The 21,518-nt window shown below is 63.4% G+C and carries 23 protein-coding genes, 1 pseudogene and 1 CRISPR repeat array (1 of these 25 only partly in view); of the genes and pseudogenes, 9 read left to right on the forward strand and 15 right to left on the reverse strand.

Translation table 11 applies throughout. The features are described from left to right. Nucleotides 1–94: 94 nt before the first annotated feature. From citE to glmS, 5 genes are read right to left on the reverse strand one after another with little or no spacing between them, the layout of a single operon-like run. Nucleotides 95–1,138: an L-malyl-CoA/beta-methylmalyl-CoA lyase gene (citE, locus tag RBH26_RS01040; protein WP_306756311.1), complete on the reverse strand. Its 1,044-nt coding sequence runs from the start codon at nt 1,136–1,138 to the stop codon at nt 95–97. 54 nt (nt 1,139–1,192) lie between these two features. After that, nucleotides 1,193–2,251, reverse strand: a complete 1,059-nt coding sequence (gene mch, locus RBH26_RS01045; RefSeq protein WP_306755975.1) for a 2-methylfumaryl-CoA hydratase — start codon at nt 2,249–2,251, stop codon at nt 1,193–1,195. Then, entirely contained in the window at nt 2,244–3,521 is a 1,278-nt protein-coding gene (locus RBH26_RS01050; protein WP_306755977.1) for a methylaspartate ammonia-lyase, read from the reverse strand. Before RBH26_RS01050 ends, mch begins: the two co-directional genes overlap by 8 nt. Further along, nucleotides 3,518–4,957, reverse strand: coding sequence for a methylaspartate mutase subunit E (locus tag RBH26_RS01055; protein ID WP_306755978.1), 1,440 nt, complete (start codon nt 4,955–4,957; stop codon nt 3,518–3,520). The genes RBH26_RS01050 and RBH26_RS01055 overlap by 4 nt, the downstream gene beginning before the upstream one ends. Beyond that, nucleotides 4,958–5,413 (reverse strand): methylaspartate mutase subunit S, encoded by a 456-nt coding sequence (glmS, locus tag RBH26_RS01060; protein ID WP_306755980.1) that lies wholly within the window; start codon nt 5,411–5,413, stop codon nt 4,958–4,960. A 138-nt stretch (nt 5,414–5,551) separates the two neighbouring features. On the opposite strand from glmS, the gene mct reads away from it, so the two are divergent. From mct to RBH26_RS01075, 3 genes are all read left to right on the forward strand, one after another. Continuing rightward, entirely contained in the window at nt 5,552–6,724 is a 1,173-nt protein-coding gene (gene mct / locus RBH26_RS01065) for a succinyl-CoA:mesaconate CoA-transferase (RefSeq protein WP_306755982.1), read from the forward strand. 468 nt (nt 6,725–7,192) lie between these two features. After that, entirely contained in the window at nt 7,193–7,852 is a 660-nt protein-coding gene (locus tag RBH26_RS01070; protein ID WP_306755983.1) for a helix-turn-helix domain-containing protein, read from the forward strand. A gap of 59 nt (nt 7,853–7,911) precedes the next feature. Beyond that, on the forward strand, nt 7,912–8,235 hold the full coding sequence (locus RBH26_RS01075; RefSeq protein ID WP_306755984.1) for a HalOD1 output domain-containing protein: 324 nt from the start codon (nt 7,912–7,914) through the stop codon (nt 8,233–8,235). Between the two features lie 153 nt (nt 8,236–8,388). Here the strand turns inward: RBH26_RS01075 and RBH26_RS01080 are convergent, their stop codons facing one another. The 3 genes from RBH26_RS01080 to RBH26_RS01090 all read right to left on the reverse strand — a co-directional run bounded on the left by RBH26_RS01080 (nt 8,389) and on the right by RBH26_RS01090 (nt 10,152). Continuing rightward, nucleotides 8,389–8,559: a hypothetical protein gene (locus RBH26_RS01080; RefSeq protein WP_306755986.1), complete on the reverse strand. Its 171-nt coding sequence runs from the start codon at nt 8,557–8,559 to the stop codon at nt 8,389–8,391. A gap of 552 nt (nt 8,560–9,111) precedes the next feature. Further along, nucleotides 9,112–9,843 (reverse strand): archaeal proteasome endopeptidase complex subunit beta, encoded by a 732-nt coding sequence (gene psmB / locus RBH26_RS01085; protein WP_306755987.1) that lies wholly within the window; start codon nt 9,841–9,843, stop codon nt 9,112–9,114. Between the two features lie 129 nt (nt 9,844–9,972). Further along, nucleotides 9,973–10,152: a hypothetical protein gene (locus RBH26_RS01090; RefSeq protein ID WP_306755988.1), complete on the reverse strand. Its 180-nt coding sequence runs from the start codon at nt 10,150–10,152 to the stop codon at nt 9,973–9,975. A gap of 307 nt (nt 10,153–10,459) precedes the next feature. Here RBH26_RS01090 and RBH26_RS01095 point away from each other — a divergent pair, with 307 nt between their 5' ends. Both RBH26_RS01095 and RBH26_RS01100 read left to right on the forward strand, forming a co-directional pair. Beyond that, nucleotides 10,460–10,813 carry a DUF555 domain-containing protein gene (locus tag RBH26_RS01095; protein ID WP_306755989.1) on the forward strand — a complete coding sequence of 118 codons (354 nt, stop codon included), beginning with the start codon at nt 10,460–10,462 and terminating at the stop codon, nt 10,811–10,813. A 95-nt stretch (nt 10,814–10,908) separates the two neighbouring features. Then, the gene (locus RBH26_RS01100; protein ID WP_306755990.1) at nt 10,909–11,448 is read left to right on the forward strand and encodes a CBS domain-containing protein; all 540 of its coding nucleotides are present in this window, start codon (nt 10,909–10,911) and stop codon (nt 11,446–11,448) included. Nucleotides 11,449–11,466: 18 nt separating this feature from the next. Here the strand turns inward: RBH26_RS01100 and RBH26_RS01105 are convergent, their stop codons facing one another. The 5 genes from RBH26_RS01105 to RBH26_RS01125 are packed head-to-tail and all read right to left on the reverse strand — an operon-like array spanning nt 11,467 to nt 16,204. Next, nucleotides 11,467–12,165 (reverse strand): ABC transporter ATP-binding protein, encoded by a 699-nt coding sequence (locus RBH26_RS01105; protein WP_306755992.1) that lies wholly within the window; start codon nt 12,163–12,165, stop codon nt 11,467–11,469. After that, the gene (locus RBH26_RS01110) at nt 12,165–12,941 is read right to left on the reverse strand and encodes an ABC transporter ATP-binding protein (RefSeq protein WP_306755994.1); all 777 of its coding nucleotides are present in this window, start codon (nt 12,939–12,941) and stop codon (nt 12,165–12,167) included. The genes RBH26_RS01105 and RBH26_RS01110 overlap by 1 nt, the downstream gene beginning before the upstream one ends. Further along, nucleotides 12,941–14,056, reverse strand: a complete 1,116-nt coding sequence (locus RBH26_RS01115) for an urea ABC transporter permease (protein WP_306755995.1) — start codon at nt 14,054–14,056, stop codon at nt 12,941–12,943. Before RBH26_RS01115 ends, RBH26_RS01110 begins: the two co-directional genes overlap by 1 nt. After that, complete coding sequence (gene urtB, locus RBH26_RS01120; protein WP_306755997.1) at nt 14,053–14,934, reverse strand: urea ABC transporter, permease protein UrtB; 882 nt, start codon at nt 14,932–14,934, stop codon at nt 14,053–14,055. The genes RBH26_RS01115 and urtB overlap by 4 nt, the downstream gene beginning before the upstream one ends. A 1-nt stretch (nt 14,935) precedes the next feature. Then, nucleotides 14,936–16,204, reverse strand: a complete 1,269-nt coding sequence (locus tag RBH26_RS01125) for an urea ABC transporter substrate-binding protein (RefSeq protein WP_306755998.1) — start codon at nt 16,202–16,204, stop codon at nt 14,936–14,938. 116 nt (nt 16,205–16,320) lie between these two features. Here RBH26_RS01125 and RBH26_RS01130 point away from each other — a divergent pair. Next, nucleotides 16,321–16,758, forward strand: a pseudogene (locus RBH26_RS01130) (urease accessory protein UreE); the annotation flags it as partial. Further along, nucleotides 16,748–17,500: an urease accessory UreF family protein gene (locus RBH26_RS01135; protein WP_306755999.1), complete on the forward strand. Its 753-nt coding sequence runs from the start codon at nt 16,748–16,750 to the stop codon at nt 17,498–17,500. The pseudogene RBH26_RS01130 and the gene RBH26_RS01135, both read left to right, overlap by 11 nt. A 125-nt stretch (nt 17,501–17,625) precedes the next feature. Here the strand turns inward: RBH26_RS01135 and RBH26_RS01140 are convergent, their stop codons facing one another. Further along, nucleotides 17,626–18,636 (reverse strand): TFIIB-type zinc ribbon-containing protein, encoded by a 1,011-nt coding sequence (locus RBH26_RS01140; protein ID WP_306756000.1) that lies wholly within the window; start codon nt 18,634–18,636, stop codon nt 17,626–17,628. Nucleotides 18,637–18,870: 234 nt separating this feature from the next. Then, entirely contained in the window at nt 18,871–19,845 is a 975-nt protein-coding gene (locus RBH26_RS01145; RefSeq protein ID WP_306756001.1) for an aldo/keto reductase, read from the reverse strand. Nucleotides 19,846–20,473: 628 nt separating this feature from the next. Between RBH26_RS01145 and RBH26_RS01150 the strand changes: the two genes are divergently transcribed. After that, a complete protein-coding gene (locus RBH26_RS01150) occupies nt 20,474–20,884 on the forward strand; it encodes an SRPBCC family protein (RefSeq protein ID WP_306756002.1) in 411 nt (136 codons plus the stop codon). A 133-nt stretch (nt 20,885–21,017) separates the two neighbouring features. Then, a complete protein-coding gene (locus tag RBH26_RS01155) occupies nt 21,018–21,377 on the forward strand; it encodes a helix-turn-helix domain-containing protein (protein ID WP_306756003.1) in 360 nt (119 codons plus the stop codon). Nucleotides 21,378–21,424: 47 nt separating this feature from the next. After that, a CRISPR array of direct repeats spans nt 21,425–21,518; the repeat unit is 30 nt (it continues 6,244 nt past the right edge of the window).

Here is a 21,518-nt window from a genome sequence, read left to right on the forward strand (position 1 = left end):
CGTCCGTGGGGGCGCCATCGACAACGGCGCCGGCTGGCCGTAGCGCCGACGAGACAGCAGGAACAGAAACGCCGGGACCGGTGGCCGCGGCCGGCTACTGGTAGGAGAGTTCGAGGTCGCGAGCGCGCTCGAGCAGCTCCTCGTCGTAGTACTCTTCGGTCTGTTCGGGGCGGGTCTCGTCGATCGCACGGACCTGCTGGACCGTGTTCCGGAAGACCTTGAACGTCGCCTCGTCGACCATCTGGCCGTCGAGCGTAACTGCGCCGGTCCCCTCGCGTTTGGCCTCGTTGAACCGTTCGATCTTGCTCACGTCGCGCTCGAGTTCCTCCTCGCTTGGCATGTGGATCGTGTTCGCCTGGATCGTCTGTTTCGGGTACAGCGACCAGGAGCCGTCGAGACCGAGGTGGGCTTCGTGTTCGACCTGGTCGGCGTAGGCGTCGGCGTTGTAGTAGGTCAGGCCAGCACGTTCTTTGAACAGGTCGTCGAACGGTCCACCGATCGAGAGCAGACCGCCGGCGCTTGCCTCGTTCGAGAGCTCCTCTAAGAGGGCGTCCCAGCGCGGACGGCCGTCACCGAGGTCGCGGGCGCCCAGTTCGGCGGCGTAGTCGACCGGACCGAAGACCAGGGCGGTGAGCCGGGAGTCCTCGCCGAACTTCGAGATCTCGCGTAGATCCGAGCGGGCGCGACCGGTCTCGACGATGATCGAGAGCTTGATCGAGCCCTCGTCGTAGCCGTGTTCGGCCTCGGCCTCGGCGACGACCTCGGCGGCTCGTTTCACGTCCTCGACGCGGCCGACCTTGGGGACGACGACACCTTCGATCTCGTCGCCGATCTCGGCGACGAGCTGGTCGATCTGTTCGCGACCGCGATCGCGGAAGGATGCGTCCTCGTAGCTCCACTCGACGCGGGGCCAGATCTCCCCCGGGAACTCGTAGTCGGGGATGAGTTCGATCGTGTTCTCGAGACCCTCGTCTTTCATGTTCGGCGCGGTGCCGTCTTCCATGTCGGGGACGAGCCAGTCGGGGGCCTGGAACCCCTCGGCCTCGAGGCCCGAGCGCAGGTACTTCGCCGAGTCGTCTTTCGGAACGGCTGCCGGTGCAGTCTGGAAGGTTCGACAGAGTCGGATATCGTCGGTCATGTGTTCGTGTTTGCGTTCGTATTTGTCCGCCACTATTTATAATATTCGATAATACTAGTTCGACCGTTTCCGAATTTCGGCCGTTCGGGTCCCCGAGTAGACGGGTTCGTCGTCCTGATTGAACGCGATATGCTGGAACCGGACGGTCCCCGCCTCGTCGCTCGAGGCGTCGTCTTCTGCCTCGAGAACGCGCGTGAAGGCGTAGACGGTGTCGCCGACGGCGACGAAGGTATGGAAGGACTCGTCGTCGAAGCCGACCTCGCGCCAGGTCTGTTCGTCCGAGCGGGCGTGACCGAGCGCGGTCGAACGGGTGACGTCGCCGTAGGTGACGATGTCGCCCGACGGCGAGTCGCTCATGACGTCGACGTTGTGGTGCTGTTTGGCCGTGTTCAGCGTCGACAGCGGCAGGGAGGCGACGGTGACGTCGTCCTGCGTGCGACCGCGCTCGTGGCGGTAGGCAACGGCGCCGTTTCGTTCGTCGGCCTTCTCGAGGGCCTCGACGAAGTCCTCGAAGTAGCCGCCCTCGGGCGTGACGAACTCCTCGGGGAGGTCAGGGGTGTCGTCCTCCTCGGCGGCCGCGGCACCACCGTCGGTGGCGACGGGCTCTCTGCGCGGGATCATGTTCGTGCGCTCGTAGGAACAGAGCACTTCGCCCGTCTCTGCGTCCTTGCCGCGGGTTCGCCAGGAGACGATGCCGTACTCAGGCCGGGAGCTCGAGGTCGCCGTGTTAACGACTTCGCTCTCGACGTGGAGTTCAGTTCCCGTATAAACGGGCGTCCCGGGGAACCGCACGTCAGTTCTGCCGAGGAAGTAACCTCCCTTCTCACTGAGATCCTCGACGGTGATGCCGAGCGTCGCGGCAGTGAGGTAGTCCGGATGGACCGGTGGCTCCTCGAAACCGCGATCCGCGGCCGCGTCGGACCGCCAGTAGGCGGGGTCGTGGTTCAAGGTCTGGCTCATCCACTGTTCGTTGCCGAACTGCGTGAGCGTGAGCCCGGGGTCGTGTTCGATAACGTCCCCCTCCTCGAAGTCCTCGAAGCAGTTGCCTTTCTCCTTCGTATCGACCTGTTCGAGTGCCTGTGCGAACGTATCGGGATCGGTCCAGTCAGTCATCTGCAGTCACCTCGTCAGTTGTCGCTTGCTGTTGTCGTCGTGCTCGTCGTGCGATCGTTCGTCGCATCTCGTTTTCGACGATCATATAGCCCTCGTCGAAGCCCATCCCGGGCTTTGCGAGTACCTGTGCCGCGTTCGTCGCGAGCGCGACGTGTGCACAGGCACGCGCGGAGGTTTCCGTTTCGTTGCAGGTGCCGCCGAGATAGGCGCGGGTCTCGGTCCCCTCACAGTAACGGACCGCCTGTCCGCTGCGGTGAATGCCACCCAGATCGGGCGTCTTGACCTGCACGAGATCGGCCGCCTCGGCGTCGACGAAGGCTTGGACGTCCTCGAAAGTGTTACACCATTCGTCGGCGACGATGTCGACGTCGACGCCTGCGTCGGCCAGTCCCTCGCGGAGTTCGACCATCGCCTCGATCTGGTCGGCACGGTTGCCGACGTCCATCGGTCCCTCGATCTGGATCGGGTACGGGGCGGCCGCTTCCTCGAGGTCGGCGAAGTAGTCGACGACCTCCTCGCGGTCGTAGGGCGCGCCGAAGATCTCACCGATCATCCCGTAGACGTCGATGTGGAACCGTGGCTCGTAGTCGTCGGGCCCGAGTTCCTGTGACCGCTCGACGAGCCACTCGACGTACTCGAGTAGGGTCTCGCCGTTTTCACCGATCTTCTCGACGCTGTTTATCAGCGCGTGCGGGAGCACGGGCACGCCCTTGACGAACATCTTCTCGGTATTGATATAGCGGTCGTCGCCGGACTGCCCGAAGACGGGCACGGGCTCGGTCGCCGGCTCGGTGCCCAAGGCGTCGGCCATGACGTCCGTGCGCGTGGTGTGTTGCGCTCGGGCCGCGGCGGCCAGCAGCGCCTGGGAGACGCCGTAACGGATCGCGGTGTGGAGGCGATCGCCGTCGACCTGCATTTCCTCTAGAGTCTCGGCGTTGTCGAGGAAGGCGGTCGCGTCGCGACCGACGAGTTCCTCCGCGACAGGGCCCTCGACGACGGGGGCGTACTCCTCGGCTTTGAACAGCGGGTCGCGCCCACCGGCACCGGAGTACTGCACTGCGGCGCAGTCGCCGCGGGCGACGGTGCCGTCCTCGAGTTCGACGTCGACGATGAGCGTCTCGCCGGCCTGGCGGATCTCGTCGAAACCGTCGGTGACGGGCTCGCCGTCGTAGGTGAATCCGTCCTGCTGTGCTCCCTGCTTGATCGCGCGCTGGTCGTCGAAGAAGAACCCGGAGAACCCGGGCGTTGCGTACACTCCTGTGATCTTCATGGTTTGACGTTCCCCTGTGGTCGGCCGATGAGCTTTCCGTCGCTAATCGCGTCGACGTCGTCCGCGACCATCCGGAACGATTGGTCGCGGCCTTCGGTGTCGGCGCGTCGCGAGAGCCGTGCCTTGTGGATCTCCTTGATGTCGTCGTCCATCGCGAGGTCGGCCCACTCGAAGATGCGGACTCGACCGTCGTCGTCCCGTGCCGGGAGGACGGCCCCCCTCGCGCTGTCGCTGGGGGCGAAGGGCACGTCGAGCGCGCCCGAATCGAAAGCCTTGATCGTCCCCTGAACGACGTCGCCGTCACCGTGTTCGAAGATGGTGTCCATCAGACACCGGGTCTCGCGCTCGATGAGTTCCTGTTCTTCCTCGATGCCGTCGATGTCGATCTTCTGCTCGATCGCCATGTCGATGACCTGCCGTGTCGTGCGCAGGCCGGAGGCGTTTGCCTCCTTGGTCGGCACGCCCTGGAACTCCTGTGGGGACTTGGTGATGACCTTGTCGGGCTGGGCGATGGCGGCGGTCATGCCGCCAAGGCTGATCACGCCGTTAGCGCGGGCCTCGTCCGGCGGGAAGCCACCCATCCACTCGTGGAAGACGGTGGTGACGACGACCTCGTCGGGGAGGTACTCGTTGCCCAACTTCTTGAGGGCGTTCAGGGCGGCGACGTCCTGGACGACGTTGCCGACCTGCCCGTAGCCGAGCGTGATCGAGCGCACGCCTTGAGTCGCGGCGAGTTGGCCTTCGACGATCATGATCGCGATCGCGATCGACGGCGGGACGAGTGTCCCCGTCAGCGGACCGAAGGGCTCGCGGTTGATCCGCACGCCGCGTTCGGTGTAGGCGCCGGCCAGTCGATCGACGAACTGCCACTTCTCGATGGTTTCCTCGAGGCCGTGGCGTTTCGTGTAGGGGATGTTGTAGGAGATCGGACCGCCCTCGAAGCTCTGGAAGCCGCCGGCGAAGGTGATCGCCGCCAACAGCCGGGCGTCGGGCGTCCCGTGACGGACCTCGATAGGGGCGTCGATCGAGTCGATCAGCTCCCGGCAGCCGTCGACACCGTGGTTGACGGCCGGGAAACCGTTCAGCGTGTCGTCGCCCGTCTCGCGGGCCTTCTCTAAGCCCTGCTGGGCTTTCTCGTACTCGTTGTCACGAGTGTAGGAGTCGATGGTGGTCGGCAGGAGGTCGGCCTGCCCCTCACTGTGGAGGTACTCGAGGAGCTCGACCTGGTCGTCGAGCCGGGGGACGCCGGCTCGGGGTTGGAGGAGCGGCTTGTCGGCCGACTCGAGGACGTCCGCGAATCGCTTGTGGTCGGGTAGCGATTCGTGGTAAGCGATAGCGTCCTCGAAGTCGACGTCCGCTCCCGTCGGCCAGTTGGATCGAATCTCCTCGTCGATACGCCGTAGCTCGTCGGAGGGAATACGTTCGTCTCGTATCATCTAGGAACTGATAGTAGCACGTTCCGACTCGGTCGGTCTGATCTGGAGGTCCTCTCGTAGCGCTTCGATCGCGTCTTCGGGGTCGGTCTCGGAGTCGAAGACGCGGTCGAAGCCGAGCTCGCGGAACGTCCGTCGGGTCCGCTCGAAGTCGTCCTGTCCGACGGCGAGGTTGCCACCGATGTAGGTGACGGCGTCGACCTCCGCCTCCTCGAGGACCTCGTGGAATCCCTGACAGTCCTGCTCGGCGTGGCCGTAGAGCGAGGAGACCAGTACGGCCTCGGCGTCGTGGGCTACCGCTGCCTCGGCGAACTCCTCTTGGGAGGTCTGGACACCGAGGTTGATGACGTCGAAGCCTGCTGCGCTGAAGGCCTGCTCTAGGATTGTGATTCCAACGACGTGGGCATCCGAGCCGATCACGCCGAGGACGACCGTTTGGGACATCGTATGCAGAACCATGAGGAACCACCCTATAAACCTAATGATCTTCCATGATAATATGCCTTAATGAAAATTATACTATTACTGTGTCACTATTACACAAACTACATGATCGATAGTAAAGGTTTTGGCAGTGGTCTCTGAACTATGTGACACATGGGAGCGCTTTCGAACCTGCGTGTGCTCGACTTGACCCAGGTGCTGGCTGGGCCGTACTGTACGATGTTGCTCGCGGACATGGGCGCGGACGTCGTCAAAATCGAGCGCCCGGGTGGTGATATGATCCGATCGAACCCGCCGTTCGTCGACGATCCCGAGGAGGAAGCCTACGGCGGCTACTTCCAGAGTGTCAACCGCGGGAAAAAGAGCATCGAGCTGAACCTGGGTGACGAAGACGACCGAGCGGATCTCCTCTCGCTGGTCGAAGAAGCCGACATCGTCGTCGAGAACTACCGCTCGGGGACGATGGAGAAGTACGACCTCGGCTACGAGACGCTCAAAGAGCACAACCCACAGCTCATCTACTCCTCGATTCGGGGCTTCGGTGACCCACGGACGGGCGAAACGTACCGTCAGGGACAGCCCTCCTTCGATCTCATCGCACAGGCGCTTGGCGGCGTCATGGAGACGACCGGCCAACCCGACGGGCCACCGACGAAGACCGGCCCCGGCGTCGGCGACCTCTTTACGGCGACGCTGAACTGTATCGGGATCCTCGCCGCAGTCAACCACCGCGAACAGACCGGTGAGGGTCAGTACGTCGACACCGCCATGTACGATTCGATGATCAGCTTCACCGAGCGTGCCATCTACCAGCAGTCGTACACGGGCGAGGCCCCCACCCGCCGGGGCAACTCCCACCCCACGCTGTTCCCCTACAACGCGTTCGAGACCGGCGACGGCTACGCCGTCATCGCCGCGTTCAACAACAACCACTGGGCGGAACTGTGTGACGTGATGGACCGCGAGGACCTAGCCGAGGAGTATCCGACCACCGCACAGCGACTCGAGAACCGCGATCTGCTTCGTGAGGAGATCGCCGACTGGACCGTCGAGCAGACCAACGAAGAACTCGTCGAGAAACTCGAGGGGCGGGTCCCAGCAGCCAAGGTCCAGACCACTGAGGAAATCTTCGAGGACGAGCACGTGCACACGCGCGACATGCTCGTGCCGGTCGAACAGCCCGGCGCCGACACCGAGGTCGAGATCGCCGGCAATCCGATCAAGATGAGCGAGACGACACCCCAGCCCCGTGGCCGTGCACCCCTGCTGGACGAACACCGCGAGGAGATCTTGGGCGAGAAACCCGAGACGACGGCCAACGACTGATACTACAAAACGAGTCAGGGGTTTTCGACTGAACGGGGGTCAAAATCTGTACTGACTTTTGTCCGGTAGTGTGAGGAGCCCCGTACCGGTATCTCGGCGCCCCGCAGACGGATCGCGGGTGTACTGGAACTGATGGATAGCAGACCGTATGGGGAGCCACTTTCTTGGGCAAATCGTAGTTCGGCTGGCACTGCGACGTCGCCCATACAACCGACTCGTCGTTCCGTTTTCCAACGGCAGTTCGGGACGTTTCGATCGTCGCTATCGTCGTCCGTCTGTGCTGGGCCCATAGATGATAACGCATAACATGTGCCGGGAAGAAAACGGGCATATGGATCTCCGAGACGGACAGCCACACCGACAGCTCATCTATCGATCCACCGCGGTCCGGGCGACGACAGTGAGTCAGTAACTATGTCTGGAATCGGTCGACGACCGTCCACCGATCACCACACGAGGGAGTAAGCGATGAGTTTCATCGCGGAGTATACGTTGTCGAACCCGATCCTCGAGGAGACTCGACGGGCAGTGCCTACGGTCACGGTCGAAGTCGAAGACGAACAGCCGGCACAGGGCGAGCAGTCACAACTGATCTTCTGGGCGAGTGGAGAGGAAGACGCCCTCGAACGGTTCTTTCGGGAACTCCCGAACGATCCGTCGATTACGTCGTTCGAACTGCTCTCGATCCTCGACGAACGACGTCTCTTCCGAGTCACGCTGACCGATTCGGGTGAACGAGGCCTGACGTATACGGACGCGATAGCGCTCGATATCACGTTTCTCGATATCGAAGCGAGGGGGATCGGAATGCAGTACCGCGCTCAGGTTCCAAACCGTGACGTACTGTTCGAATACCGCAAGCGGTGTGAAGAGCGCGATCTCTCGTTCGAGCTTCGGCGACTCTACCGGAGCGAGGCAGCGACGACGGAAAAATACGATCTGACTCCCCGCCAACGGGACGTGTTACGCCGTGCGCTAGCGGAAGGATACTTCGAAGTCCCACGCGAGATATCGACGGCAGAACTGGCCGAGGAGTTCGATATCTCGAGTCAAGCGATATCCGCCCTCCTTCGACGCGGCCAAAAGGCGATCCTCCAGAGCACGCTCGATGACGGGGATAGTATATAAAGCGTTGGTCGATCAACCCGGAAAAACTCCCCTCGATACCACCTCACCTACTCGTAGCGATGTCCACGAGCCGCGATCAGCCACGAGGGGAACCTTGCCAGGAGTGTATCACGTACACTGCATCGGACGATGAGAGTCTCTTCGACGCCGTCATCACGGCGTTACAGAAGGCTGCAGCCGAGACGCCATCGAGTGACGACGTCGAGACGCCGTCGGTCGGTGGGCTCTCTCCGCTCTTCGAATCGATCGATCCCGACGCACTCGACCGACTCTTCAGTTCCACAGGCAGCGGTGCGACGAGATCCGGCTCCGTCTCCTTTACGCACGACGGGTACGAGGTAACTGCGACGGCCGCGGGCGAGGTCGTCGTCTCGAGCGAATAGGGAATACAGTATCCGGTCTCGAGTACTCCTTCTTCGACGAGCGACTCCGTCGAGCGACGCCTGAGCGAGCGCACCTCGTTCGTGATCGACGGCCCGACGTTCTATTCGAACAGCTGGTTCGGTAGCCGTCTCGATGGACGTCGGACTCGGACGCTACTCGGACTCGAGTGCGTCGGGAGCGATCCGACAGCCACAGGGAGCCACGACGCCGTCAGTCGGGCCGAGAACAGTCATCGAGGCGACCGACGAGCCACAGGATGGACAGTCGGGAACCGACGACATCGATGGCGAGTCGTCGGCCGCGAGGGTCTCGTTTACCTCCACTGGCACCACCCACCGCTAGTCGTGATTCGAAACGGCGTCACTCGACGTCGTGGGTGGTTCGACGGCCGTGCGGGACGGTCGAGTCCCGGAGGGGTACGTACACTCATAGCTTCGACTCGCGCGAGGCGAACACCGTGTATTCGACACGGGTCCTTCTCGAGAATCGTGCGAGTGCTATTATTAAATTCTGCCTACATTAACTTATATCTGTTGAACAAAAATGAAAGGTAGATGGTGTCGAAAATCGGTGATCGGAACCCAGTAACTACCGATCGCTATAATCGATTTCGATCCCCCAACCAATAGCTATTACGGTCAATTCAGACGGTCTCCTGTCGTCACGTCTCGTCGATCGCCGACCTCGTGCCGGCGATCGGCGGGAGATCGGGACAGCAGTCCGTAGCAGGAAGCGCTGCCCGACGACCGTGGCAGGAACGCTCCCGTGAGATCTCGAGTGACACGCTCACGATCAGTGCGACGACTGCAGGCCGTCGGAAACGGAGCTATCGCTGGGGGAGAGACGGTCGAGAAAAACGCGGTCGGTGGGCGGCCTTACAGGACCTCGTCGAAGTCGTGGTGGCCGTGGATGTCGACGCCCTCGTCGGTGATCTCACAGAGGAACACACCGTTACCGGAGCCGGTGTCACGTTCGACGGCGGATTTGATACCGCGGGTGGCGACCGTCTTGGCCTCCTCGTTGGACATGTCCTCTTCGTACGCCTGCTCTAAGTGACCGTAGGCGAGTTGCATCCCGGAGCCGGTGACGGTGTAGTCGTCTTCCATGACGCCGCCGGCGGGGTCGATGCTGTAGACGTGACTTCCTTCCTCGTCGACGCCGCCCAGGATCGGGTGGATCGCGAAGAACGGGCCGCCGCGGGCGAAGTTCCCTGCCAGCGTCGCCAGCGCGTCGATGCTCATGTCCTCACCGCGTCGAGCCTCATAGAGGTTGACCTCCGCGCGGAGACTCGAGATGAACGACTGGGCGCCGCCAACGCTCCCGACCAGCGTAAGCGCGCCGGTGGGGTGGATCTGTTCGACCTTCTGGACGTTCTTGTTCGAGACGAAGCGGCCGCCGAGGCTGGCGCGCATGTCCGTCGCGATGACGACGCCGTCGGCCGTCGAGATACCGATCGTCGTCGTCCCGGTCTTGTTGACGTTGTCGAGGTCGGCCCGCGAGAGGTCGTTTTCGGGCATCGACCCGATCTCCGGCCCGTAGGGGTTGGGCTCGTCGGTCAACTGGTCGACCGTCCGGGAGAAGTCCGAATTATGTTGGGGTGCTCGCATTGACCGAACGTTACGACCGGCACGATATAAAACACCGGCGGTCACCGCCGTGGTTTCCGCTTCTCGAGCCGACGACTCTCGATTCTCGACTCGAGTCATCAGAAATCAGCACGATACAGTGTGAACCGATCAGGCGTCCCCAGACTGGCTGGCCTCGTAGGCGTCCTCGACGTTGGCGAGGAGCCGGTGGATCGGGAGAGTGATTCCGGCCTGACGGGCGGCGATTGCGAGAGGCATCGCGACGATCCCGATCACGATGCACAGTTGGTACAGTGCGAACAGGGTCGCGCGGTACACGCGGGATATCATCAGCGTTCAGCCGTGGCTCAGACGGAGGTGATATATAAACTTTCTTGAAACGCGAGATCGATAACGATCGATAATTGTAGAACGGGTCGACGCAGTCATGCGATTCAAATCAAGGTTCAGTATAGACAACTCAAGGTGTACTCGAGACGATGTACGGCTATGCAGGCGGGAATCGATCCGCCTCATCTTCGTAACTTATGCGAATCATTCGGCTCACGTGCGCACCGTCGACGCGCCGGCGTGAGTGTGTCACGAACGGTCGGCGACGAACCGCAAGACAAGAAACCCCCCGGAACGACTACTGCATATGAGCAATTATCTCGTCGCGATGGAAGCGGCGTGGCTAGTTCGCGACGTCGAGGAGATCGACGACGCGATCGGCGTCGCCGTCAGCGAAGCCGGGAAGCGACTCAACAACGAAGACATGGACTACGTCGAGGTCGAAGTCGGCGCGACGGGTTGTCCCGCGTGTGGCGAACCGTTCGACTCCGCCTTCATCGCGGCCGATACCGCCCTCGTCGGGCTCGCACTCGAGATGGAAGTGTTCAACGCCGACGGCGAGGAACACGCCTCTCGAATCGCCAAAAGCGAGGTCGGCGGCGCGCTGCGTGACGTCCCGCTGTCGGTCGTCGAAGTGATCGAAGCGCCCGACGAAGACTAATACTGTCGTCATCGGTCGGCCGAACCGTCGACCGACGGCTGGCGAAATCAGTACTGACCCAAAGTATTTTTGATAACCCGCAGTTATTGGTCCGTATGGAACTCCCGACGCCCGCGGACCTGCGCCAGCGCCGTACCGATCTCGGGCTGACCCAGAGCGAACTCGCGGAGAAGGCCGACGTCTCCCAGCCGTTGATCGCCCGGATCGAGGGCGGAGACGTCGATCCGCGCCTCTCGACGCTCCGGCGGATCGTCAACGCCCTAGAGAAGGCCGAAAGCGACGTCGTCCGCGCCGAGGACCTGATGAACGAGGCGGTCGTCAGCGTCTCACCGGACGACGCCGTCACGGAGGCCGCCCGCAAGATGGAAGAGGAGGCCTACTCCCAGCTTGCGGTTATCCAGGACGGAATTCCGGTCGGCTCGATCAGCCAGAGCGACCTCGTCCACCTCGATTCCGAGGCTCGAGACGAATCCGTCGAGGAGCACATGAGCGAGAGCTTCCCGACGGTCTCGAAAGACGCGACGCTGGACGAGATCAGCAACCTACTCGAGCACTACAAGGCCGTGATGATCACCGAGGCCGGTGAGACGGTCGGGATCATCACCGAAGCCGACATCGCGTCGCGGTTCTCCTGATCGCGACCACGGTCCGTCTCAGACCGCGAGATACTCCGTCACCGCGTCGCGTGACTCGAGGCGCTCCGGGCCGAGTTCGTCGACGATAGCGCCCTTGTCGATGGCATAACAGCGCTCGCCGAGCCGTTGGACGACGTGGAGGTTCTGCTCGACGAACAGGATCGTCGTTCCCAGTTCCTCGTTGACCCGCCGCAGGTCACGCGTGATATCCTGGACGATCGACGGCTGGACGCCCTCGGATGGCTCGTCGAGTACCAACAGCTCCGGGTTGCCGATCAACGCGCGGCCGATCGCGAGCAGCTGTTGTTGGCCGCCGCTCATCGTCCCCGCCTCTTGGTCGCGGCGCTCCTCGAGGATGGGGAAGTAGTCGTAGACGGCATCGTACTGCAGGTCGTCGGTGCCGTCGTTGATCGTCTCACCCATTCGCAGGTTCTCCTCGACGGTCAACTCCGGGAAGACGTCCCGGCCCTGCGGAATGTATCCCATCCCGTGGCGTGCCCGAACGTCTGCCGGCTCGTCGGTAACGTCCTCGCCGTCGAAGACGATCCGGCCCTCGTCGGCCTCGAGCAGCCCCATGACGGTCTTGACGAGTGTCGTCTTACCGACGCCGTTTTTCCCCATGATACCGACGATCTCTCCGGTCTCGACGCTGACGTCGATGCCGCGGAGAATCGGTGTCTTGCTGTACGACGCGTGTACGTTCGTGATTTCGAGCATCAGTGATCTTCCCCCAGGTAAATCCGCTTGACTTCGGGATCCGCTTTGATTTCCTCGATGGAGCCTTCGCGGAAGATCGTCCCCTGGTCGAGGACAGTGACACGGTCCGCGATCGATTCGACGAAGTCGATATCGTGTTCGATGACGATCAGGGCGACGCCGTCGTCGGCTGCGATCTCACACAAGAGGTCGGCGATTTCGGCGGTCTCCTCGACCGAGAGGCCAGCGACTGGCTCGTCGAGCAACAGGAGCTTCGGCTCCAGGGCCATTGCCATCCCGATCTCCAGACGTTGTTGCTGGCCGTGTGAGAGGTCCGAGGCGGTCGTCTCGCGTTCGGCGAGCAGATCGAACCGTTCGAGGATCTCGCGTGTGCGCACAGCGAAGTCGTCGTCGACGACCTGCTGCAGCGGGACCCGCAGGTTCTGGGCGACGGTCAACCCCTCGTAGATGCTGGGGACCTGGAACTTCATGCTGATCCCGCGTTCGACGCGTTCGTGTGACGGCATCGCCGTAATGTCGTGACCGTCGTAGTAGATCGAACCGGCCGTCGGCTCGAGCTGGCCCGTAAGCAGGTTGAGGAACGTGCTCTTGCCGGCGCCGTTGGGCCCGATGAGACAGCGCAGTTCGCCCTCCTCGAGGGCGAAGTCGACGTCGTCGGTCGCCGTGAGGCCGCCGAACTCCTTTCGAAGATCCCGCGTCTGCAGGACCCGGGACGATTTCCTGCCGGTCTCGTCGACTGCCGGTTTCGTCTTGATTGTCGGATCGCTTACTGCCATCAATCGTCACCTCCGGGGTAATCGGTCGCTGCGGGCGTCTCTGCCGGCTCCGGATCGTTCGGCTCGCGGTACTCGGCCACGTGGTCGTGTAACCGCGGCGCGACCCCTTCCGGCATCACCAGGACGACGAACACGAGCAACGATCCGATAAAGACCAGCGCCCACTCGCTGCCCGAGATCGCGAGCTGGTAGTCGACGAACTGGATCGCGAGCGCGGCGCCGACGGTGCCAAGCAGGGACGTCCGGCCGCCGACGCTGGCCCAGACGACCGGCAGCGCGGCTGCAGTGATCCCGAAGACGCTCGGATCGATGTAGTTGTTCTGGGTCGTAAACAGGACGCCGCCGAGGCCGGCGATAGCGCCGCCGATCGTGAACACGGCGAACTTGATAAACGTCGTGTCGTAGCCGAACATCTCGGTCCGGGTCTCGTCCTCACGGGTTGCGACCATCGCGTAGCCAAACTGGCTGTTGACCAGCGCGCGCAGGCCAAGATACGTCGCCACGACCGTACCGAGCGTCACGTAGTAGTGACCGACGAGTCCGACCTCGAGACCGACGGAGCCGACACCGATCCCGAGATCCGGGACGCCGCTCATGCCGTTGAACCCGCCGAGGCGAGCGTCGCCGATCGCCCACTCGCCGCCGGCGGTCTGCCCCATGAACGTAAACAACACGAGCGCCACGACGAGCGTGAGGATCGTCACGTAGACGTCCCGGACGCCGCCGTAGAACATGAAGTAGCCGAGCACTGCGGCGAAGGCCGTCGAGACGGCGACCGCTGCGAGCAGACCGAGCGTCGCTCCGGTCAGCGTCGAGACGTTGATCGCGACGATCCCGAAGGCGTAGCCGGCGACGCCGAAGAAGGCGACCTGGCCGAAACTCAGGATGCCACAGTAGCCCCAGATGAACGCGAGGCTCATCCCGAGCAACGCGTACGCGAGGAACACGGCCCCGACCTCCGCGGCGTAGTAGCCGAAGACGACGGGCATCGCCGCGAGAAGCGCCACAGCGACGGCCAGGCCGGCCCAGAACGCCGACGAGTTACCGAGCGTGTTCGGTCCCTCGAAGGGTCGACGGAGCTGGGCGAGATGTCCGTCGCTCGAGTCGACGCTCATTCGCTCTCACCCCGTTTCTCGCGGAGGTCCGCGAGCAGGCCGGTGATCCCCTCGGGTAGCAGTCGGATGGCGACGATCGCGGCGATCAACATCGCGACCTGGCCCATGAACGTCCCGGCAACGTTCGTGACTGCTGCGTTGACGGTCCCGAGGAAGCCACTGGCGAGGACGGTGCCGACGATGACCGAGGCACCACCGACGACGACGGCGACGAAGGCCTCGACGAGAAAGCCCGTCCCGTACTCGGGAGTGATCGGCATCACGGGCGCGTACAGCGCGCCGGTCAGTCCCGCAAGCGCCGAGCCGATGGCGAACGTCGAGGCGTACATCCGATCGGTGTCGATTCCCATGCTGCGAGCCGTCTCCTCGTCTTGCATCGTCGCACGGGCGCGGACGCCGAAGTCCGTCCACATGAACAGCGCGTAGAGGCCGCCGAGCAGTCCGACGGCGATCACCGCGAGGACGAGGTAGTAGACGGGACCGTCGACGATCGGCAGCTGTCCAAACGGAATCCCGATCCCGGGCGCGGAGTTACCGAAGACGATCCGGACGAGCTGGATCATCACGAGGCTGATCCCCCAGGTGACGACCATCGAGTCGAGCAGTCGGCCGTAGAGGTGGCGGATGATCAGTCGCTCGAGAACGACGCCGAAGACGGCCGTGATCACGACGCCTGCAAGCATCGCGAGGGGCAAGGGCAGACCCGCGGCGAAGCTAAACGTCGTCGCGTAGGCCCCGACGAGGATGAACTCGCCGTGGGCGAGGTTGATGATTCCCATCATGCCGAAGATCACCGCGAGGCCGACCGTCGCCAACACGACGAAGGCAAAGATCTCGACGAACTCGAAGCCGAAGTCGAGCAGTCCGAGTCCCGCCATCTCAGGCCACCTCGTAGAACGCATCCGGTTCGTACTGGGTCTGTTCGGCCTCGCTCGTCAGATCGCAGCCGACCTCCTCTAAGAAGGCCGGCCCGATCGTCTCCGATTCCGTGAACGTGATCTCGTGGTTCTCGTCTGCGTGTGCGACGCGCATGTTGTGTTCCATGTGGTGGGTCGCCGGATCGAGGGCGATGTCGCCTTCCGGCGCCTCGACTTCGAGTCCGGACTCGAGTTGTTCGAGTACGGCGTCGGTCTCGAACGTGCCCGCGCGCTCGACCGCTTCCTTGTAGAGGTAGACCGAGAAGTAGTTGTTCTGTGCCTCCTGGTTGATGTACTCGGCGTCGTCCCAGCGCTCGTCGTAGCGCTCGACGAAGGCCTCGTTGCGGTCGGTCGGGAGCTCCTCCATGTAGTTGACGCCGGCGTAGACGTCCTGGAGTGCGGGCGGATCGATCCGGAGGTGTTCGTACTCCTGTGCCATGTTCGTCGACGTCCCGATCGGCACGTCGGTGAGTCCGCTGGCCAGTCGCTGCTCGTAGAACGAGGAGTGATCCTGCCCGACGAGCATCGACATCACGAAGTCGGGATCGGCCGACTGGATGTTGTTGATCGTCGAGCCAAACTGTGATTCGTCTAGTGGAATGTACTCCTCGCCGACGACCTCCGCGCCGTGTTCCTCGGCGATGATCCGCACCCAGTCGCCCGACAGCTGCCCGAAGTTGTAGTCGGCGGCGATCGTGTAGATCTCGTCGCCGTACTCGTCGATCATGTAGGGAACGACTGCCCCGAGTTGCTGGCGGGCAGTCGCACCCAGCGGGAACACCGTCTTATCGCAGACGCCGCCCTCGTACTGGGTCGTATAGAAGTACAGCTGCTCGTGATCGTTGACGATCGGACGAATCGCCTCTCGCGTCGCACTCGAGTAGCCAGCCCACATGGCGTCGACGTCCTCTCGGTAGATCGCGTGCCGGGTGAGATCCTGGTAGCGCATGTTGTCCGACTGCGGGTCGGGCGCGAAGACGTCGATCTCCTCGCCCAAGATCCCGCCGTCGCGGTTGATCTCCTCGATCGCCAGCATCGTCGTTCGGTACTTCGGTGTCCCCGTCAGTGCGAAGTCCCGCGAACGGTCCTCGAGGACGGCGAGAGTGGGACCGTCGGAGCCGGACTCGAAGCCGACCATACCGCCTTCCGCGACGCAGCCGGCGAGTCCGGTGAGTGCGGTGGCCACACTGCCGGCGAGAACGTCACGGCGAGCGACGCCGCGACCCGTCACGCGAGATCACCGGCGACGGATACTCCCACGTGAACCGAACGCAGTCTCATAGCGCGACCCTCCCGCAACCGACCACGACATTTACTTCTCCATTCGAACACCGAAACCACGTATCCGTCCTGTTGTGCGAGGACGATCGAATGATCGTCGTCGCGTTCGAGCCCCGCGATGCGCTCGCGATCGCCCTCCCCGCGGCGACCGACGACCGTCTCGAGGCAGCGGTCGAACTCGGTCACCGGATCGGCAACCAACACTGGGACCTGGCGGTCGAAGACGGCGTCGTCTACGTCCCCCTCGAGGCCGACCGCCACATCGTTGAGCGTGTCGTCGCCGACGTCGTTCCAGGCTCGGAACTCCGGGAGACGACCGTCAAAGCGGATCTGTTCGTGACCGATGTCGACGCCGACGCTCACGGCCACGGCGGCGATTCCGAACACGGACACGCTCGTGCTATCGACCACCACGACCATGGTCACGCTGACCACAGTCACGACCACGCCGGCGGCCACGAGCACGACCAGACTGACCACGAACACGACCACCATGACTATTGATTCGAGTGTGGAACCGGACATCGGCGCGGACTCGGACTCGAGTGAGGGTGTGTTCCTGACCGCACTCCGGCTCTCGGACTCGTTTCTCCCCGTCGGTGGCTACACAGCCTCCTACGGCCTCGAGCAGTACATCAACGAGGATCGGATCGAAGATGGCGACGACCTCCGGGCGCTGATCGCGGCCTACCTCCGGCGGGTAGTCGGTCCCTGCGAGACCGTCGCGCTGGCCAACGCCCACGCCGCGAGCGCGGCGGGCGATCTCGAGGCCCTACTCGCGGTCGACGAGCGCCTCCACGCGGTGACGATGCCCCGCGAGTTCCGTGAGAGTTCGACGAAAGCGGGGGCAAAGCTCTGTGAACTGTTCGCCGAGACGGCTGCCGACGACGATGTGCCAAGCGGCCTCGAGGCCGACTTTGCCGACGCCGTCGCGGCCGACGAAACACCTGGTCACTATTCGGTCGCCTTCGGCGTCGTCGCCGAGACGCGAGGGCTGTCGCGACTCGAGGCCTGCCTGGCACACGCCTACTCTTTCGTTACGGGGCTTTTGGGTGCAGCCCAGCGGCTCGGGCGGTTCGGCCACACGGAGATCCAGTCGGTGCTCTCGAAGCTAGAGGCCGTCGTAGCCGACGTCTGTAAACGGCACGTCGACGACGATGCGACGGCGATGGCCTCCTTCGCACCGCTGGCGGAGATCATGGGGATGCGCCACGAACGAGCCGGCAGACGGCTGTTCATGAGCTAGCTCGCGATCGACGTCGCCGGTCGAGACGCGGCGACGCGAGCGGTGTTGCGGTGCTCATACGGACTGCTGTCCCGCCGATCGACACGGGGTCGGGGACCGGCGGGCAGTGACGACAGGAGACCGTCTCACTCAGCGGTCGTCGACTCGGGAGACCCGAGTTCGTGCTCGAGCAGTTCCTGATACCGGTTGCGGATCGTCACCGTACTGACGTCGGTGGCGTCCGAGACGGCGTCCTGTGTGAGTTCGTCGTCCGTCAGCCGGTCGGCCGCGTAGATCGCCGCCGCAGCGAGACCGACCGGATGTTTGCCGCTGTGGATTCCCGACTCGATCGCGCCCTCGAGTAGTTCGTGGGCACGCCGTTCCGTCTCCGAGGAGACCCCGAGCGTCGAGGCATACCGTGGCAGGTACTCGAGCGGGTCCGGCGGCGCCATCGGAAGTTCGAGTTCCCGAACGAGATACCGGTACGATCGAGCCGTCTCGAGGTAGTCGATCCGGCTAACGGTCGCGAGTTCGTCGATCGACCTCGGGATGCCCGCCTGCCGGACCGCGGCGTGTAACGCGGCCGTCGCCATCCCCTCGATCGATCGACCGGGCAACAGCTCCTCCTCGAGTGCCCGTCGATAGATGACACTCGCCGTCTCACAGGCGGCGTCGGGGATGCCGAGTGCGCTCGCCATGCGGTCGATCTCGCCGAGGGCGTGTTTGAGGTTCCGATCGCTTGCATCGCGCGTCCGGAAGCGTTCGTCCCAGGTTCGAAGGCGCTGCATCTGCCGGCGCTTTCGGGCCGAGAGGGTGGCACCGTACCCGTCTTTGTCCCGCCAGTCGATCGTCGTCGACAGCCCCCGATCGTGCAGCATGTTCGTGGTCGGGGAGCCGACGCGGGACTTCTCGTCGTTCTCGGCGGCGTCGAACGCACGCCATTCGGGGCCGCGGTCGATACGGTCCTCGTCGACGACGAGGCCACAGTCCGCACAGTGTGTCTGGTCGTCGCGAGCGAGCAATCGGCCATCACACTCGGGACAGGTCGTAGACGCAGTGGAATCGGTCGTCGACTGGTCTGCTGCCCGTTCGGACGAGGGCTGTTCGCGCGTACGCTCCGGGGTCGTCGATGACGAATCGAATCTCGTGTGTGGCATTATCCTGAGTTCGGTCGCCGAAACGCCGGTGTCGCGATCGAACGGCGGCTTCGGCAGTCAGTGCTCAGACGTCGTAAACGAACTCTAATTACTCTTGCCCCATATTAGGTTATACAGAAACCATATTTGGTTTACTAACGGCAAATATTGTATCGGTCGATCGAAACGGCTCCCATGCTCGAGCGCCACCGATCGCTTCCCGTCGGTCCGATCGGTCAGAACAGACGTCTGTCGCTACTCGTGTCCCGACACCGGTACCGGCTCGTAGGGCTCCTCGAGATACGCCAGCTCCGAGGCCGACAGTGAGATGTCGAGGGCTTCGACGGCCTGTTCCAGGTGTTCGACGCTGGTCGTCCCGATGATCGGCGCGTCGACCCACTCCTTGTGGAGCAACCAGGCGAGGGCGATCTGTGCCATCGTCACGCCCTTGTCGGCAGCGATCTCGGCGACGCGTTCGTTGATCTCTCGGCCACCTCCCTCGCGGTACGGATGTTCGTACATGTGTTCTTCGGCCTCCCCGCGGGCCGTCGCATCGATCTCCTCGTGTGGGCGCGTGAGATAGCCGCGGGCCAGTGGCGACCACGGCAACACGCCGATCTCCTCCTTTTCACAGAGGGGTAACATCTCGCGTTCCTCCTCGCGGTAGACGAGATTGTAGTGGTTCTGCATCGTCTGGAATCGCTCGAGACCCGACGCATCGCTCGTATAGAGCGATTCGGCAAACTGGTGGGCCCACATCGAGGAGGCGCCGATATGGCGGACCTCGCCGCGCCGAACCGCGTCGTCGAGCGCTCGCAGCGTCGTCTCGATCGGCGTCTCCTCGTCCCAGCGGTGGATCTGGTAGAGATCGATGGTCTCCATCCCCAGTCGCTCGCGGCTGGCCGCCAGTTCCTGCTCGATCGCCTTCCGGGAGAGCCCACCCGAGTTCGGATCGTCCTCGCGCATCTGGAAGTAGCCCTTCGTGGCGACGACGGATCGCTCGCGGTGACCCTCGAGAGCCTCGCCGAGGATCCGTTCGGACTCGCCTTTCGAGTAACTGTTCGCCGTATCGAAGAAGTTGATTCCGAGGTCGATGGCACGGTCGATGATCGCTTTGCTCTCTTCCTCCTCGAGAACCCACTCGCGCCAGTCGCTCGAGCCGAAACTCATACAGCCGAGACAGAGTCGACTGACCTCCATTCCGGTCGAACCAAGCGTCGTGTACTCCATACCGGCCAGAGGCAGGCAACGGGGAAAACAGTACGTGAGTCGGCAGTCTGTATCAGTCCCACACTTCGTTGAATCAACGGCGAAGAGGGCAAATATCCATTACGTTTTAGTCGATCGTGCTGCTAGTATCACGTGTCTATGGCGGACGAACACACCGACCGAGACGCGGATCGCAACGACGACAGCGGTATCGTCTCGCGAATCAAGAGCGTCTTCAGTCGTGACTGAGACGGACTACTGTACGTCGGTACCGGCGCAACCGCGACCCGGGCTGCGGCTGCGCCGGTACATCGGTACAGCAATCCGTATGAGACGGTCTGCTGTCCGCCAGGTCCGGTGTGACCGCAGGGCGGTCGCGGGTACACCGGGAGAGCGATACGGCAGACCGTCTACCCGCCGCCAGCGGCCGTTTCGTTCGATATCGCCTTTTTCGCGCGCTGTGCCGGTGTCACTCGCCCCGAGCCTCGAGTCTCTCTCGTCGACCGCGAAGGGGTGTTTCGAGTATCGGCGGCCGATCGCGACAGCGTCGACGACCTCGGCGTCGACACACCACCGACCGACGAGACAACGTCTTCGAGTATCGATGGCGGTACAAACCACCATATCCGATGCGACCGTACTGACGACCATGACTCGTCTCCGGACGACGGAAACGCACGACGGTCGCCGACTCGAGGCCTCCCACGTGATCGCGGCCGATGCTGCCGACGCCTGGGAACTGCTCGTCGACACCACCCGCTGGCCGACGTGGTCGCCGATCGTCTCGGGCGTCGAAGCGACCGACCGTCGGATTCGGCTGGGGACGACCGGCCGCGTTCGGGCCCTCGGGACGTGGGTTCCGTTTCGGATCACGGCGTACGTCCCCGCCGAACGGCGCTGGAACTGGCGGCTCCTCGGACTTCCCGGAGCCGGCCACCGCGTCGACGACCTCCGCGAGGGGCGCTGTCGAGTCGCCTTCGAACTCCCGCCGACGGCAACCGGGTACGCGCCCGTCTGTCTGCGCGCACTCGAGGCACTCGAGGACAGTCTCACCGAGTAGGGCAGCGACCCCGAATCTCATCGCTCGTACTGTCGTCCGACGGCGATCGCTCCCGTGACAGCTATCGTCGTGTTAGCTGATTCGAAACCGAACTGGTAAAGCCGGCCGAGACGTAGCCGAACCAACTACGACGATGTCATCCCACCAGCCCGATCCCCGCGACGAAGAGATCGACTCGGTCGACGCCTGCCCGGTCATCGCCTCGCTCGAGCAGATCGGCTCCCAGTGGCGGCTGGCGGTCCTCCACGAACTCCTCGCCGGTGAACAACGGTTCAACGAGCTCAAACGGTCGACCGGCGCGAACGCCCGCACCCTCTCGCGGGTGCTCGACGACCTCGGCGAGATGGGCTTCGTCGAACGACGCATTGAGGAAGACGCCCCGATCGCGACCTACTACAGCCTGACCGAGAAAGGCGAGTCACTCGAGCCCGTCTTCGACGAGATCGAGTGTTGGGCCGGCTCGTGGCTCGAGGACGACGCCCTCGAGGCCTGAGACGGCCTGAGTATGTCAGTTTAGGCGCAAGCGAAGAAGTACACCGTGTTTCAACCCCACAAGGGTTCGTCTGAAACCACGTCCGCGCCGAATTGCACTCGGAGGACAACGGAGTAGCTTCAACCCCACAAGGGTTCGTCT

It is taken from the genome of Natronolimnohabitans sp. A-GB9 (assembly GCF_030848565.1).
GTDB lineage: Archaea > Halobacteriota > Halobacteria > Halobacteriales > Natrialbaceae > Natronolimnohabitans.

What these genes read in the sequence shown, in the direction of transcription:
- RBH26_RS01135 (WP_306755999.1), top strand. Translation starts at nt 16,748, where the DNA reads ATGACTATTGATTCGAGTGTGGAACCGGACATCGGCGCGGACTCGGAC.
- RBH26_RS01155 (WP_306756003.1), top strand. Translation starts at nt 21,018, where the DNA reads ATGTCATCCCACCAGCCCGATCCCCGCGACGAAGAGATCGACTCGGTC.
- RBH26_RS01115 (WP_306755995.1), bottom strand. Translation starts at nt 14,056, where the DNA reads ATGAGCGTCGACTCGAGCGACGGACATCTCGCCCAGCTCCGTCGACCC.
- RBH26_RS01075 (WP_306755984.1), top strand. Translation starts at nt 7,912, where the DNA reads ATGTCCACGAGCCGCGATCAGCCACGAGGGGAACCTTGCCAGGAGTGT.
- RBH26_RS01095 (WP_306755989.1), top strand. Translation starts at nt 10,460, where the DNA reads ATGAGCAATTATCTCGTCGCGATGGAAGCGGCGTGGCTAGTTCGCGAC.
- RBH26_RS01110 (WP_306755994.1), bottom strand. Translation starts at nt 12,941, where the DNA reads ATGGCAGTAAGCGATCCGACAATCAAGACGAAACCGGCAGTCGACGAG.
- urtB (WP_306755997.1), bottom strand. Translation starts at nt 14,934, where the DNA reads ATGGCGGGACTCGGACTGCTCGACTTCGGCTTCGAGTTCGTCGAGATC.
- citE (WP_306756311.1), bottom strand. Translation starts at nt 1,138, where the DNA reads ATGACCGACGATATCCGACTCTGTCGAACCTTCCAGACTGCACCGGCA.
- RBH26_RS01070 (WP_306755983.1), top strand. Translation starts at nt 7,193, where the DNA reads ATGAGTTTCATCGCGGAGTATACGTTGTCGAACCCGATCCTCGAGGAG.
- RBH26_RS01055 (WP_306755978.1), bottom strand. Translation starts at nt 4,957, where the DNA reads ATGATACGAGACGAACGTATTCCCTCCGACGAGCTACGGCGTATCGAC.
- psmB (WP_306755987.1), bottom strand. Translation starts at nt 9,843, where the DNA reads ATGCGAGCACCCCAACATAATTCGGACTTCTCCCGGACGGTCGACCAG.
- RBH26_RS01140 (WP_306756000.1), bottom strand. Translation starts at nt 18,636, where the DNA reads ATGCCACACACGAGATTCGATTCGTCATCGACGACCCCGGAGCGTACG.
- RBH26_RS01090 (WP_306755988.1), bottom strand. Translation starts at nt 10,152, where the DNA reads ATGATATCCCGCGTGTACCGCGCGACCCTGTTCGCACTGTACCAACTG.
- RBH26_RS01145 (WP_306756001.1), bottom strand. Translation starts at nt 19,845, where the DNA reads ATGGAGTACACGACGCTTGGTTCGACCGGAATGGAGGTCAGTCGACTC.
- mct (WP_306755982.1), top strand. Translation starts at nt 5,552, where the DNA reads ATGGGAGCGCTTTCGAACCTGCGTGTGCTCGACTTGACCCAGGTGCTG.
- mch (WP_306755975.1), bottom strand. Translation starts at nt 2,251, where the DNA reads ATGACTGACTGGACCGATCCCGATACGTTCGCACAGGCACTCGAACAG.
- glmS (WP_306755980.1), bottom strand. Translation starts at nt 5,413, where the DNA reads ATGGTTCTGCATACGATGTCCCAAACGGTCGTCCTCGGCGTGATCGGC.
- RBH26_RS01150 (WP_306756002.1), top strand. Translation starts at nt 20,474, where the DNA reads ATGACTCGTCTCCGGACGACGGAAACGCACGACGGTCGCCGACTCGAG.
- RBH26_RS01100 (WP_306755990.1), top strand. Translation starts at nt 10,909, where the DNA reads ATGGAACTCCCGACGCCCGCGGACCTGCGCCAGCGCCGTACCGATCTC.
- RBH26_RS01105 (WP_306755992.1), bottom strand. Translation starts at nt 12,165, where the DNA reads ATGCTCGAAATCACGAACGTACACGCGTCGTACAGCAAGACACCGATT.
- RBH26_RS01050 (WP_306755977.1), bottom strand. Translation starts at nt 3,521, where the DNA reads ATGAAGATCACAGGAGTGTACGCAACGCCCGGGTTCTCCGGGTTCTTC.